This window comes from Burkholderia cepacia complex sp. TUM26381, assembly GCF_057439935.1.
The window spans coordinates 2,024,714-2,037,748 of sequence record NZ_CM172007.1; the positions used below are offsets into that span (position 1 = coordinate 2,024,714).

Below are 13,035 nucleotides of genomic sequence, written 5' to 3' on the forward strand. Positions count from 1 at the left end.
TTCCCCTGCACGCCGCCGTCTCCGGTCCAGCATGGCCTGCGGACCCGTTCGCCCCGGCGCCAGCCCGCGCCGCGCGTGAACGGCCCGAGCCCCGCCCCGGTCGTTCGAACCGGGCGACGCCGGCCGGCAGGCAAGCGCCGCTGCTCCGTCGGAGCGCGGCGCACCTCAAGCCTGTGCCGATATTCCCCCTAGGAGACAAGCCCATGCCAGGCCAAGGCAACGCTCACCCGTCTGTCCCGCTTTCCCGTTCCGCGCACCCCGACGCGGGTCACGGCAAGTTCAAGAAACAGCTGTCGCTGACCGATCTCACGTTCATCGGTCTCGGCGCCATTTTCGGTTCGGGGTGGCTGTTCGCCGCGAGTCACGTGTCGACGATCGCGGGCCCGGCCGGCATCTTCTCGTGGCTGCTCGGCGGCTTCGCGGTGCTGCTGCTCGGCATCGTCTACTGCGAACTCGGCGCCGCGCTGCCGCGCGCCGGTGGCGTCGTGCGCTATCCGGTGTTCTCGCACGGCCCGCTGCTCGGCTACCTGATGGGCTTCATCACGCTGATCGCCTTTTCGAGCCTGATCGCGATCGAGGTCGTCGCCGCGCGCCAGTATGCGGCCGCGTGGTTTCCGGGCCTGACGGCCGAAGGATCGAGCGACCCGACCACGCTCGGCTGGCTCGTGCAGGCCGCGCTGCTCTGCTTCTTCTTTTACCTGAACTATTCGAGCGTGAAGACGTTCGCAAAAGCGAACAACATCATCAGCATCTTCAAGTTCATCGTGCCGCTCGCGGTGATCGGCGTGCTGTTCACGTTCTTCAAGCCCGCGAACCTGACCGTGCACGGCTTCGCGCCGTTCGGCATGCCGGGCATCGAAATGGCCGTGTCCGCCGGCGGCATCATCTTCGCGTACCTCGGGCTCACGCCGATCGTGTCGGTCGCGAGCGAGGTGCGCAATCCGCAACGCACGATCCCGATCGCGCTGATCCTGTCGATCCTGCTGTCGACGCTGATCTACGTGCTGCTGCAGCTCGCGTTCATCGGCAGCATCCCGACCGCGATGCTCGCCGCCGGCTGGCACGACGTGAGCAAGGCGTTCTCGCTGCCGTACCGCGACATCGCGCTCGCGCTCGGCGTCGGCTGGCTCGCGGTGATGGTCGTCGCCGACGCGATGATCTCGCCGAGCGGCTGCGGCAACATCTACATGAACGCGACGCCGCGCGTCATCTACGGCTGGGCGAAGACGGGCACGTTCTTCAAGGTGTTCACGCGCGTCGACGAAGCGTCGGGCATCCCGCGCGCGGGCCTGTGGCTCACGTTCGGCCTCGCGATCTTCTGGACGCTGCCGTTCCCGTCGTGGGAAGCGCTGATCAACATCGTGTCGGCCGCGCTCGTGTTGAGCTATGCCGTCGCGCCGGTGTCGGTCGCCGCGCTGCGCCGCACCGCGCCCGACCTGCCACGGCCGTTCCGCGCGAGCGCGTTCGGCATCACCGGCCCCGCGTCGTTCGTGATCGCCGCGCTGATCGTCTACTGGTCGGGCTGGAGCACGGTGTCCTGGCTGCTCGGCCTGCAGATCGCGATGTTCGTCATCTATCTCGCGTGCCGCCGCTGGGTGCCGACCGCGCACCTGAGCCTCGCCGAACAGGTGCGCTCGTCGGCGTGGCTGATCGCGTTCTATGCCGCGATGATCGTGCTGTCGTATCTCGGCGGCTTCGGCGGCACGGGCCGCCTCGCGCATCCGTACGACACGGGCGTCGTCGCGGCCGTCGCGCTCGTCATCTACTACTGGGGCGCCAACACCGGCGTGCGCGCCGACAAGCTGCAGCTCGACGACGACGAGGACTGACGCGCCCGCGCCCTTTTCCCCTTTCCATCGGCCGGGCGCTCCACGCCCGGCCCCTGCTTTTTCCGAGGCACACCATGCAACTCACAGGTCAGCTCCTGATCGGCCAGTCGGCCGTCGCCGGACAGAACGGCACCCTCCATGCGATCGCCGCCGCAACCGGCGAACCGCTCGAACCCGCTTTCGGCGGCGCAAGCCTGCATGACCTCGAGACGGCCTGCGCGCTCGCCGACGACGCGTTCGACCGCTATCGCGAAACGTCGCTCGAAGCCCGCGCCGCGTTTCTCGATGCGATCGGCCGCCACATCATGGCGCTCGGCGACGACCTGATCGAGCGCTGCGTCATCGAAACGGGGCTGCCGCGCGCACGCGTCGAAGGCGAGCGCGGCCGCACGGTCGGCCAGCTCGCGCTGTTCGCGGCGCTCGTGCGCGACGGCGGCTTTCTCGACGCGCGGATCGATCCGGCGCGCCCCGAACGCAAGCCGCTGCCGCGCGTCGACCTGCGGCTGCGCAACGTCGCGGTCGGGCCCGTCGCCGTGTTCGGCGCGTCGAACTTCCCGCTCGCGTTCTCGGTCGCCGGCGGCGATACGGCGTCGGCGCTGGCGGCCGGCTGCCCGGTGATCGTCAAGGCGCACTCCGCGCATCCGGGCACGTCGGAACTCGTCGGCCGCGCGATCCAGCAGGCCGCGCGCGAATGCGGAATGCCGGCCGGCGTGTTCTCGTTGCTGTTCGACGCATCGCGCGAGATCGGCCAGGCACTCGTCGCCGATCCGCGCATCAAGGCCGTCGGCTTCACCGGCTCGCGGCGCGGCGGCGTCGCGCTGATGCACATCGCGGCCGCGCGCCCCGAGCCGGTTCCGGTCTATGCGGAAATGAGCTCGATCAATCCCGTGCTGCTGTGCCCCGCCGCGCTCGACGCGCGCCACGACGCGATCGCGCCGCAGTTCGTCGCATCGCTCACGCTCGGCGCCGGCCAGTTCTGCACGAACCCCGGCCTGGTGCTCGCCGTCGACGGCCCGGCGCTGCGCGCGTTCGAAGCCGCGGCGGCCGTTGCCGTGCGCGCGGCGGCCGCGCAGACGATGCTGACGCCGCATATCCACGCGAGCTATGCGCAAGGCGTCGCGGCGCTGCGCAATCACGATGCGGTCGAGCCACTGGCGGAAGGTGCCGAAGGCGGCCGTCTTCAGGCCCGCGCAGCGCTGTTCGCGACGTCCGCCGACGCGTTCGTCGCGCGCCCCGAACTGCGCGACGAAGTGTTCGGCCCCGCGTCGCTGATCGTCCGCTGCCCGGATGCCGACACGCTGCATCGCGTGCTGAAGTCGCTCGAAGGCCAGCTGACGATCGCCGCGCACCTCGCCGACGGCGACGCGGCGCTGTTCGCCGCGCTGCGCCCGACGCTCGAGCGCAAGGCCGGCCGCATTCTCGTCAACGGCTTCGGCACGGGCGTCGAGGTCGGTCATGCGATGGTGCACGGCGGCCCGTTCCCGGCGACGTCCGACACGCGCACGACATCCGTCGGCGCACGCGCGATCGAGCGCTTCCTGCGCCCCGTGTCGTACCAGGACCTGCCGGACGCGCTGCTGCCGGACGCGATCCGCAGCGGCAATCCGCTAAACGTGCCGCAACGCATCGACGGCGTGCCCGCGCCGCGCGAGGTGAATCATGGCTGAGCAAACCGCCGAAGTCGTCCTGTCGCTCGATGAAGTCCATGCGCTCGCGCTGCGCGTGCTGACGCACCACGGGATGTCCGACGCGCATGCGCGGGCCATCGCCAACGTCATCACGCAAGGCCAGCGCGACGAATGCCATTCGCACGGCGTGTACCGGCTGCTCGTCTGCGTGCGGTCGCTGAAGAAGGGCAAGGTCGATCCGCAAGCGGTGCCGACGCTGCGCCGGCTGTCGTCGTCGATCGTCTCGGTCGACGCGCATCGCGGCTTCTCGCTGCTGAGCTTCGAGACCGGGCTGCCCGTGCTCGTCGAGATGGCGAAGCAGCACGGCATCGCCGCGATGACGATCAATCACTGCTACCACTTCTCCGCGTTGTGGCCCGAGGTCGAGGCAATCGCGGCCGAAGGGCTGGTCGGCATCGCGATGAACCCGAGCCATAGCTGGGTCGCACCGGAAGGCGGCCGCGAACCCGTGTTCGGCACGAACCCGATCGCATTCGCATGGCCGCGCCCGGGCGGCACGCCGTTCGTGTTCGATTTCGCGACGAGCGCGATCGCGCGCGGCGACATCGAGCTGCACGCGAAGCAAGGCAAGGCGATTCCGTCGCACTGGGCGATCGACGCCGACGGCCAGCCGACCACCGACCCGAAGGCCGCGCTGCAGGGCGCGATGCGCACGTTCGGCGGCCACAAGGGCTCGGCGCTCGCGGCGATGGTCGAACTGCTCGGCGGCGCGCTGATCGGCGACATGACGAGCCGGGAATCGATGGACTTCGACGAAGGCGTCGGCGCAACGCCGTGCCACGGCGAGCTCGTGATCGCGTTCGACCCGAAGGTGTTCCTCGGCGACGATCTCGACGCAGGGCTCCAGCGCGGCGAACGGATGTTCGAATCGATCGTCGCGCAGGGTGCGCGGCTGCCGTCGCAACGGCGCTTCGACGCCCGCGCGCGCAGCATCGCGAACGGCGTGCGGATTCCGCAGGCGCTGTACGACGAGATCCTGACGCTGCTCGACTGACGCGGGGCACCGGGGGCGGCGCGCGCTCGTCATCGTCACGAAGGCGCCTCGGCCGCCTCCCGAACCGGCCAGGCGGGCAGCCCGCAGCCCCCGTTCGTCACGCCGCCCCGCCCGCCCCGGCCCCGTGAACGCCACGCCCGCGGCGGCTGTGGGATAATCGCCGGGTTTGCCCAGGGCGCAGCTCAAGAGGTTGTTCGCACGGGCGCGAGAGAGGCCTTTATTCCCGTGCCTCCACCCTTTTCCCGCGATATTTCTTCAGCAACCACCATGCCCACTTACCGTTCCAAAACCTCCACCGCCGGCCGCAACATGGCAGGTGCGCGCTCGCTGTGGCGCGCCACCGGTATGAAAGACGACGATTTCTCGAAGCCGATCATCGCGGTCGTCAACTCGTTCACGCAGTTCGTGCCCGGGCACGTGCACCTGAAGGATCTCGGCCAGCTCGTCGCGCGCGAGATCGAAGCCGCCGGCGGCGTCGCAAAGGAATTCAACACGATCGCGGTCGACGACGGCATCGCGATGGGTCACGACGGCATGCTGTATTCGCTGCCGAGCCGCGACATCATCGCCGACTCGGTCGAATACATGGTGAACGCGCACTGCGCGGACGCGATGGTGTGCATCTCGAACTGCGACAAGATCACGCCGGGGATGCTGATGGCCGCGATGCGCCTCAACATTCCGGTGATCTTCGTGTCGGGCGGCCCGATGGAAGCCGGCAAGACGCGCCTCGCGAACCCGGTCACCAAGACCGTCGAACTGAAGAAGCTCGACCTCGTCGACGCGATGGTGATCGCGGTCGACCCGTCGTATTCGGACGCCGAAGTCGCCGAAGTCGAACGCTCGGCCTGCCCGACCTGCGGTTCGTGCTCGGGCATGTTCACCGCGAACTCGATGAACTGCCTGACCGAAGCGCTCGGCCTGTCGCTGCCCGGCAACGGCACGGTGGTCGCCACGCACGCCGATCGCGAACAGCTGTTCAAGCGCGCCGGCCGTCGCATCGTCGAACTGACGCGCCAGCACTACGAGCAGGACGACGAACGCGTGCTGCCGCGCTCGGTCGGCTTCGCCGCGTTCGAGAACGCGATGACGCTCGACATCGCGATGGGCGGGTCGACCAACACGATCCTGCACCTGCTCGCGATCGCACAGGAAGCCGGCATCGACTTCACGATGAAGGACATCGACCGCCTGTCGCGCACCGTGCCGCAGCTGTGCAAGGTCGCACCGAACACGAACAAGTACCACATCGAGGACGTGCACCGCGCAGGCGGCATCATGGCGATCCTCGGCGAGCTCGACCGCGCCGGGAAGCTGCACACCGATGCACCGACCGTGCACGCACCGACGCTGAAAGATGCGCTCGACCAGTGGGACATCGTGCGCACCCAGGACGACGCGGTCCGCACGTTCTACCTCGCCGGCCCGGCCGGCATCCCGACCCAGGTCGCATTCAGCCAGAACACGCGCTGGCCGAGCCTCGACCTCGACCGCGCCGAAGGCTGCATCCGTTCGTACGAGCATGCGTTCTCGAAGGAAGGCGGCCTCGCCGTGCTGACGGGCAACATCGCGCTCGACGGTTGCGTGGTGAAGACGGCCGGCGTCGACGAAAGCATCCTCGTGTTCGAGGGCGCGGCTCACGTGACCGAATCGCAGGACGAAGCGGTCGAGAACATCCTGAACGACAAGGTCAAGGCCGGCGACGTGGTGATCGTGCGCTACGAAGGCCCGAAGGGCGGCCCGGGCATGCAGGAAATGCTCTACCCGACCAGCTACATCAAGTCGAAGGGGCTCGGCAAGGCCTGCGCGCTGCTGACGGACGGCCGTTTCTCGGGCGGCACGTCGGGCCTGTCGATCGGCCACTGCTCGCCGGAAGCGGCAGCAGGCGGCGCGATCGGCCTCGTGCGCAACGGCGACAAGATCCGCATCGACATCCCGAACCGCACGATCGACGTGCTGGTGTCGGACGAGGAACTGGCGCGCCGCCGCGAAGAGCAGAACGCGAAGGGCTGGAAGCCGGCGCAGCCGCGTCCGCGCAAGGTATCCGCGGCACTGAAGGCGTACGCGAAACTGGTCATGTCGGCCGACAAGGGCGCCGTGCGCGACCTGTCGCTGCTCGACGACTGACGCAGCGGGCGACCGGCGACGGCCGGAAGGAGGCTACGCAGCCGACCGCTCGCCCGAATCGAAAACCGCTCTCCGGAGCGGTTTTTTTTCGTCCGGTGCCCGGATAGATCCAGGCACCGGCGACATCAATGGCGGAAATCCTCGGGGCCACCGCCTCCCCCGCCGCCCCCGCCGCCGCCGTGGTTACCGCCCCCGTTTCCGCCACCGTTTCCGCCGCCTTGCGGCCGCGCATAACCGCCGCCGCCGCCGCCACCACCGCCCTGACGCACCGGCGGCATCGTGCGGACCTCGCCGCCCGGTGCGGGCGGCGGGCGCAACACGGCCGGCGGCGGGCCGGCAGGACGCGCATTGCCCGCCCCGCCCGGCATCGGCGCAGGCGCCGGTGCTGCCGGCGGCGGTGTGCGGATCGCACCGTTCCAGCCGCCGCGTGCAGCCGACGGCCGCGCGTCATGCACGGGCGGCGGGCCGCCCGGCGCAACCTGCATCGGCGCGCCCGGTTGCGGCCGGCCTTGCCCCGGCGGCCTGCCCCCGGGGCCGAGCCTCGGTTCCGGACGATTCGCCCAGCGATCGCGGTCGTGATACCACGGGCGGTGCCGGTAATAGCGATCCCAGTACGCGGCGATCGCGAATCCCGTCACCGGGACCCCGATGATCGCGCCGTATTCGAGCAACGGCACGTAGTTGCCCTGATACGGATACTCGAGCAACTGCGCATCGATCCAGCCGCGCACGCCCGGCAGCGCGACGTCGCACCACGAGTAGTCGCTCAGGCAGCCGAATACGTCCAGCGCGGTGTCGGGCGGGATCTGCGCGACCACCGGATAATCGGGCGCCGGCCCCGCAAACAGCTCGGCCGGCGAGTTCGTGTAAGCGCTGCTCTGCGCATCGGCGATGCCCGGCGCGGCCGCAAGGCCGGCCAGGACGACGCACAGACTTCGGACAATCGTGTTACTCATGATGCTCTCCCGCGCGGTGCCGCCGCGCGCCGGTCAATCTCGATCAGTGCCGATGGCCGCCGCCCCAGTGGCCGCCGCCCCAATGCCCGCCGCCCCACGGGCGATGCCAGTACCCGCCGCGCCCGCCCCAGTATCCGCCGCCCCAGCGGCCCCAGAAGCCGATCGTGACGGGCGGCCCGTACCAGCCCGAGTAATACGCGGGGTAGTAGTACGGATACGGCGGCGGCACATAGGCCGGTGCGACATACACGGGCGCCTGCGCATCGACGTAGTCTGGCGTGACAGGCATCGTGGAAGGGGCCGGACCGGGCGTCGCCGGTGCGGCCGGGATTTCACGCTGCGTCACCGTGGCGGGCACCGGCGCGTAATAAGGCGCATAGCCGTACGGACTCGAGTAGTAGCAGCCGCCCAGCGTCAGGGCGGCCAGCGCGATGACGGCGGGTCTCGCGGCGGGAATCGGGTTCATCTGTTGCTCCGGCAGAATCCGCGCGCCGCCGCCGGGCGCGCGCCTGACTCTAGCTTACGTCCCCTGCAGATTTCCGCGCGTATGATCGGTTACTTTTTGTTTCCTGCCCCGGACGGCCGCGCAGGCACGCCGCGTGCTGGCCCGTCCACCGCGCCGGCGTTGAAGTTGGCGCAAATGCCCTCAACTTGAACGATGTCAGGCTGACCGGCGCGGACGAGCGTTCGCGAGCAACCGGCAACCGCAAACCGGCGAGCTTCGGCCCGCCCAGACAGGAACGCGGCTCGCGCCGCCATCGACATGACTACGCCACGCCCCACTCCCCGGGCGGACACACCGCTCGATCCGATCATCCAGTTGCTGGCGCTCGCCGGCGAGCAGGGTTATCTGACGCACGCCGATCTCGTCGACGCGCTGCCGCCGGAAAGCGACAGCCCCGACGCGCTCGACGTCGTGCGCGCCGCGCTTGCCGACATCGGCATCGCCGTGCTCGACGAGCCGGCCGCGCCCGCGCCGTTCGCCGGCGCGGCGCCGGTCGACGTCGATCGCGACGCGCTCGACGAAGGCCGCGCGATGCTCGGCGACCTGACACGCGGCACGGCCGCGTCGACCGATCCGCTCGCGCTCTACATGCGGCGCATGCAGGCCGTGCCGCTGCTCACGCGCGAAGGCGAAATCGTGCTCGCCCGAGAGATCGAGACGGGCCGCCACCAGATGCTGCACGCGATTGCCGGCTATCCGGCGGCAGTCGATGCGCTGCTGGTGCGTCACGGCGCGACGGGGGCGACCGGTGCAACCGCCACGGCCGACGACGACGCTGCCGATACGCCCGCCCCTGCCCGCTACGACGCGCTGCAGGCCGCTGTCCCGGCGTTGCGCGACGCGTTGCAGGCGCATGGCTTCCGTTCGGACGACTACCGCGACGCGCGCAACCGCGTGGCCACCCTGCTCGGTTCGCTTGCGTGGGTGGCACCGGCCGTCGACGATGCCGGCCGCGTCGTGCGTACGCTCGCAACCGCGCCGCATGGCGACGCAACAGGCGAAGCCGCCCGCTTCGACGCGGTCGCACGGCGGGCCCTCGCGGCGGCGCTGAACGACGGCCAGCAGAAAGTGCGCGATGCGACGCGCGCGATGCTCGAGGCGAACCTGCGGCTCGTGCTGTCGATCGCGCGCAAGTACATGAACCGCGGCGTCGACCTGTCCGACCTCGTGCAGGATGGCTCCCTCGGCCTGATGCGTGCGATCGAGAAGTTCGAATACCGGCGCGGGTTCAAGTTCTCGACCTACGCGACCTGGTGGATTCGTCAGGCGATCACGCGCGCGGTCGCCGATCGTTCCCGCACGATCCGCGTGCCCGTGCACGTCGGCGACCAGTACCAGCGCGTGCAGCGGCATGCGCTGCGCTTTCGCCAGCGTACGGGCCGCCGGGCGACGCCGGCCGAACTCGCGGCCGAAACCGGCCTCGACGAGGACAAGCTGCGCGCGGTGCTCGCGCTGCCCGCCGAGCCGCTCTCGCTCGATACGCCGCTGCCCGACGCGGACACCGGCCTCGTGGAGCTGATCGAGGACCAGACGTCGGCCAGCCCGTTCGAGCAACTGGCCGACACTCGCATGCGCGAATGCGTGCGCTCGCTGCTCCGGTCGGTCACGCCGGCCGAAGCCGACGTGCTGCGCCGGCGGTTCGGCCTTGGCGGCGCCGAACCCGATACCTACGACGCGATCGCGCAGGACGCGGGGATGTCGCGGGAACGCGTGCGGCAGATCGAGAAACGGGCGCTCGCCGCGCTGCGCACGGCCGCCGAGGCCGAAAACGCGCAGTCGTTCCTCGACGCGTAACCGCGCCACGCGACGCACGGCCGTGCCGCTTCATGGCACGACCGTGCGCTTCGCGCCTGTGCTACGTTTGCCATTGACGTGCATCAAGTTTTCTTCATCGCGCGTCGCGACAATGGTTGAAAGCCGACCGGCGCATCGCTCGCCGCGTCCATTCCGTTTGTGCTACCCCGGGTCCTTTGCCATGCAGTCGGCCGTCAGCCAAACGCACGAGGAAAACCGGCATATCGCGGCCTGCCTGCGCGAGGCCGCGCAGTGGCTCGTCGACCAGGGCGCGAACCCGTACCGGGTCGCCGCATATCGCGCGGCGGCCGATACGGTCGACGCGCTCGACCGTGATCTCCGCACCTTGTTCGAGTCAGGCGGCATCGACACGCTCGGCGCGCTGCCCGACATCGGCACGGGCGTCGCGCAGGCGATCGCCGAGTTGCTGGTGACGGGACGCTGGCGCCAGCTCGACCGCCTGCGCGGCGATGCCGAACGTACGTCCGCTTTCGAAGCGGTGCCGGGCATCGGCCACGCGCTCGCGCTGCGCATTCACGACGCACTGCACATCGACACGCTCGAGGAACTCGAACGCGCGGCCCGCAACGGCCAGCTCGAAACGATCGCGGGCGTCGGCCCGCGGCGTGCGGTCGGCATCCGCGCCGCGCTCGACGACGTGCTGAGCCGCCGGCGGCGCTGGCTGGGCCACATGCAAAACGCCGGTCCGGGCACGGAGCCGCCCGTCGAACTGCTGCTTTACATCGATCGCCAGTACCGCAACAAGGCCGCCGCCGGCGTGCTGCCGACGCTCGCGCACCGGCGCCTGAACGCGGACGCGTACGTCCCGCCGCCCGTGATGCACATGACCAAGGGCGGCTGGCATTTCACCGCGCTGAGCCTGCATGCGTCGATGCGCACGCCGGAAGCCGTCCGCCCGACGGACTGGGTTTCGCTCTACTTCTACGACGCCGCGCAGTGCGAGCACCAGCGCACCGTGTTCACCGAAACGTTCGGCTCGCTCGTCGGCAAGCGCATCGTGCGCGGGCGCGAGATGGAATGCCGCGTGTATTACGCGGGATGAATCATGCGTCGGAGGATTCGCTGACGTCGAACGCTGCGTCGAGCAGCGACGCGATCTCGCGACATGCACGGGTGAGCGTGCGTGAACGGCGACGTGCGTGTTCGAGGTCGAGATTGAGCGATGTCCAATGCGACACGTAATCGTCCGCCTTGCCCCGCTCCGGCACGTCGAACGTGAGCGACACCATGTAGCCGCCGACCCAGCGAACCGGCATCACCAAGTCGAGCTGGAACTTCGTGATCGCACCATGGCGGAACCGGAACCAGTCATCGCCGGCGCGGAATCCCGACCACGCACCGTCGTTCGACGCGAACACCGTCAGCGTGTCGTCCGTCGACGTGGCCAGCATGTGCCCTGACGCCGCCAGTTCGGCCGCCGACACCATCGCCGCATCCGATCCGCCGCGACCGGACTCGACCTCCACGAACGCTTCGATCCTCCCCTTCAACCCGTCGTAGAAACGGCGCGTGATACCGCATCGCGCCTCGTCGTCAACCAGCACCAGTTGCTTGAATCGCGCGTGTTCGCCGTATTGAAGCGGCACGTCGGGTTCGTCGCCCAGCTCGTCCGCGGACTCATCGTCAGGCTCGGCCCCTGCATCGTCGCCTGGCGCGGCCGGCGCTGCGGGTTGGACGCTGCCCCCGCGCCGCCGCTCCAACCAGCCCACGCTCCACGTCAGCAGCGCGGTCTGCGCTGCCAGCACGGCCGCCATCGTTGCGCACCCCGCGAGAAATCCGTAATGCGGCCCGATCTTCGATGCCGCATACGCGGCCGGAAGCAGGTAAAGCACAAGTAATGGCGCAAGCAATAACGACACGTGGCAACCCTGTTGTTTCTGTTTTCGTGTGCGACGTCCGGCTGCGCATGGCGGCGGCGCCCCCTGCGGCCGGGCCGCTACGCCCCCCGCGCATCGCGCGGGCTCGCGGCCTACGCGCCTTCCGCCTTCGTGCGGCGCGCCGGATGACGATGCGCGGCGATGCGCAGCAGTTTCTGGAACGACGGGCATTCGAGATGGTTCGCCGCCGGGCACGCGACCGCATGCCGCAACGCATCGCGTACCGCACCGAGACGGCGGATCGTGCGGTCGAGCTCGTCGGCCTTGCCGTCGAGCTTCGCGCGATCGATTGCGGGCCGGCCGTCCGCGCCGACCATCGCGAGGATGTCGTCGAGCGAGAAACCGGCCTCGCGGCCAAGCGCGATCAACGCCAGGCGTTCCAGCACCGACTCGTCGTACTGCCGCCGCAGCCCGTGCCGGCCGATCGGCACGATCAGCCCCTTTTCCTCGTAGTAGCGCAGCGTCGACGCGGGCAATCCCGTGCGCCGCGCGACGTCCGCAATGTCCAGTCGGCTCATGCTTGACCTCAAGTGAACTTGAAGTTGCAAGATAACCGCTCGACTCCATCGAGACAAGCACGAACCGCCATGAAACCGTTGAAACCGCCTTGCATTCCGCTGCGTCGCGCAGCCATCGCCGCCTGCCGTGGAGGTGCGCAATGAGTTCGTCCGACGTTCTGTTGAACCTGCTGCTGATCGGCGCGGGCGCGACGTTCTTGATGGATCTGTGGACGCTGTTCCGGCGGCGTGCATTCGGCACTCCGTCGCTCGATTACGCACTGGTCGGCCGCTGGATTGGCCACATGATGCACGGCCGGTTCCGGCATGCGTCGATCGTCGCCGCGTCGCCCGTGGCGGGCGAGCGTGCGCTCGGCTGGCTCGCGCATTACGCGATCGGCATCGCGTTCGCGGCGTTGCCCGTCGCGATCGCGGGCACGGCATGGATCGACACGCCGACGCCCCTTCCCGCGCTCGTCGCCGGCGTCGCGAGCGTAGTCGCGCCGTTCTTCGTGATGCAGCCGGCATTCGGTTTCGGCATCGCGGCATCGCGCACGCCGCATCCGGGCATCGCGCGCCGGCGCAGCCTCGTCACGCATCTGTCGTACGGGGTGGGACTCTATCTCGCGGCTTTCGCGCTCGCGGCGCTGGCCCGTTGAACATCCGGCTTCACATGAGCGGTGCCCGGCCGCGCGCATTCAACCGGCAGCCGTCGGCGGTTCATCGTGCAAACGCGCGATCCGTCGG

The 13,035-nt window shown here is 69.5% G+C and carries 11 protein-coding genes; 7 read left to right on the forward strand and 4 right to left on the reverse strand.

Translation table 11 applies throughout. The features are described 5' to 3' along the window. Positions 1 to 203: 203 nt before the first annotated feature. From ACWMMN_RS25790 to ilvD, 4 genes are all read left to right on the forward strand, one after another. Positions 204 to 1,829 (forward strand): APC family permease, encoded by a 1,626-nt coding sequence (locus ACWMMN_RS25790; RefSeq protein WP_059237039.1) that lies wholly within the window; start codon positions 204 to 206, stop codon positions 1,827 to 1,829. A gap of 74 nt (positions 1,830 to 1,903) precedes the next feature. Continuing rightward, positions 1,904 to 3,496, forward strand: coding sequence for an aldehyde dehydrogenase (NADP(+)) (locus ACWMMN_RS25795; RefSeq protein ID WP_059237040.1), 1,593 nt, complete (start codon positions 1,904 to 1,906; stop codon positions 3,494 to 3,496). Continuing rightward, a complete protein-coding gene (locus ACWMMN_RS25800) occupies positions 3,489 to 4,511 on the forward strand; it encodes an Ldh family oxidoreductase (RefSeq protein ID WP_059237041.1) in 1,023 nt (340 codons plus the stop codon). The genes ACWMMN_RS25795 and ACWMMN_RS25800 overlap by 8 nt, the downstream gene beginning before the upstream one ends. A gap of 267 nt (positions 4,512 to 4,778) precedes the next feature. After that, positions 4,779 to 6,638 (forward strand): dihydroxy-acid dehydratase, encoded by a 1,860-nt coding sequence (ilvD, locus tag ACWMMN_RS25805; RefSeq protein ID WP_174991871.1) that lies wholly within the window; start codon positions 4,779 to 4,781, stop codon positions 6,636 to 6,638. A 125-nt stretch (positions 6,639 to 6,763) separates the two neighbouring features. Here ilvD and ACWMMN_RS25810 read toward each other — a convergent pair whose 3' ends face one another. Both ACWMMN_RS25810 and ACWMMN_RS25815 read right to left on the reverse strand, forming a co-directional pair. Next, a complete protein-coding gene (locus ACWMMN_RS25810) occupies positions 6,764 to 7,594 on the reverse strand; it encodes an SH3 domain-containing protein (protein WP_486423300.1) in 831 nt (276 codons plus the stop codon). A gap of 43 nt (positions 7,595 to 7,637) precedes the next feature. After that, positions 7,638 to 8,060 (reverse strand): hypothetical protein, encoded by a 423-nt coding sequence (locus ACWMMN_RS25815; RefSeq protein ID WP_486423301.1) that lies wholly within the window; start codon positions 8,058 to 8,060, stop codon positions 7,638 to 7,640. Between the two features lie 297 nt (positions 8,061 to 8,357). On the opposite strand from ACWMMN_RS25815, the gene ACWMMN_RS25820 reads away from it, so the two are divergent. Then, a complete protein-coding gene (locus ACWMMN_RS25820; RefSeq protein WP_059237045.1) occupies positions 8,358 to 9,893 on the forward strand; it encodes a sigma-70 family RNA polymerase sigma factor in 1,536 nt (511 codons plus the stop codon). Between the two features lie 181 nt (positions 9,894 to 10,074). Next, positions 10,075 to 10,956, forward strand: coding sequence for a helix-hairpin-helix domain-containing protein (locus ACWMMN_RS25825; protein ID WP_059237046.1), 882 nt, complete (start codon positions 10,075 to 10,077; stop codon positions 10,954 to 10,956). A gap of 1 nt (position 10,957) precedes the next feature. On the opposite strand, the gene ACWMMN_RS25830 is transcribed toward ACWMMN_RS25825, so the two are convergent. Beyond that, a complete protein-coding gene (locus ACWMMN_RS25830) occupies positions 10,958 to 11,668 on the reverse strand; it encodes a hypothetical protein (RefSeq protein WP_486423302.1) in 711 nt (236 codons plus the stop codon). Positions 11,669 to 11,883: 215 nt separating this feature from the next. Next, the gene (locus ACWMMN_RS25835) at positions 11,884 to 12,309 is read right to left on the reverse strand and encodes a helix-turn-helix domain-containing protein (protein ID WP_059237048.1); all 426 of its coding nucleotides are present in this window, start codon (positions 12,307 to 12,309) and stop codon (positions 11,884 to 11,886) included. 140 nt (positions 12,310 to 12,449) lie between these two features. Between ACWMMN_RS25835 and ACWMMN_RS25840 the strand changes: the two genes are divergently transcribed. Then, positions 12,450 to 12,947: a DUF2938 domain-containing protein gene (locus tag ACWMMN_RS25840; RefSeq protein WP_486423303.1), complete on the forward strand. Its 498-nt coding sequence runs from the start codon at positions 12,450 to 12,452 to the stop codon at positions 12,945 to 12,947. Positions 12,948 to 13,035 lie beyond the last annotated feature (88 nt).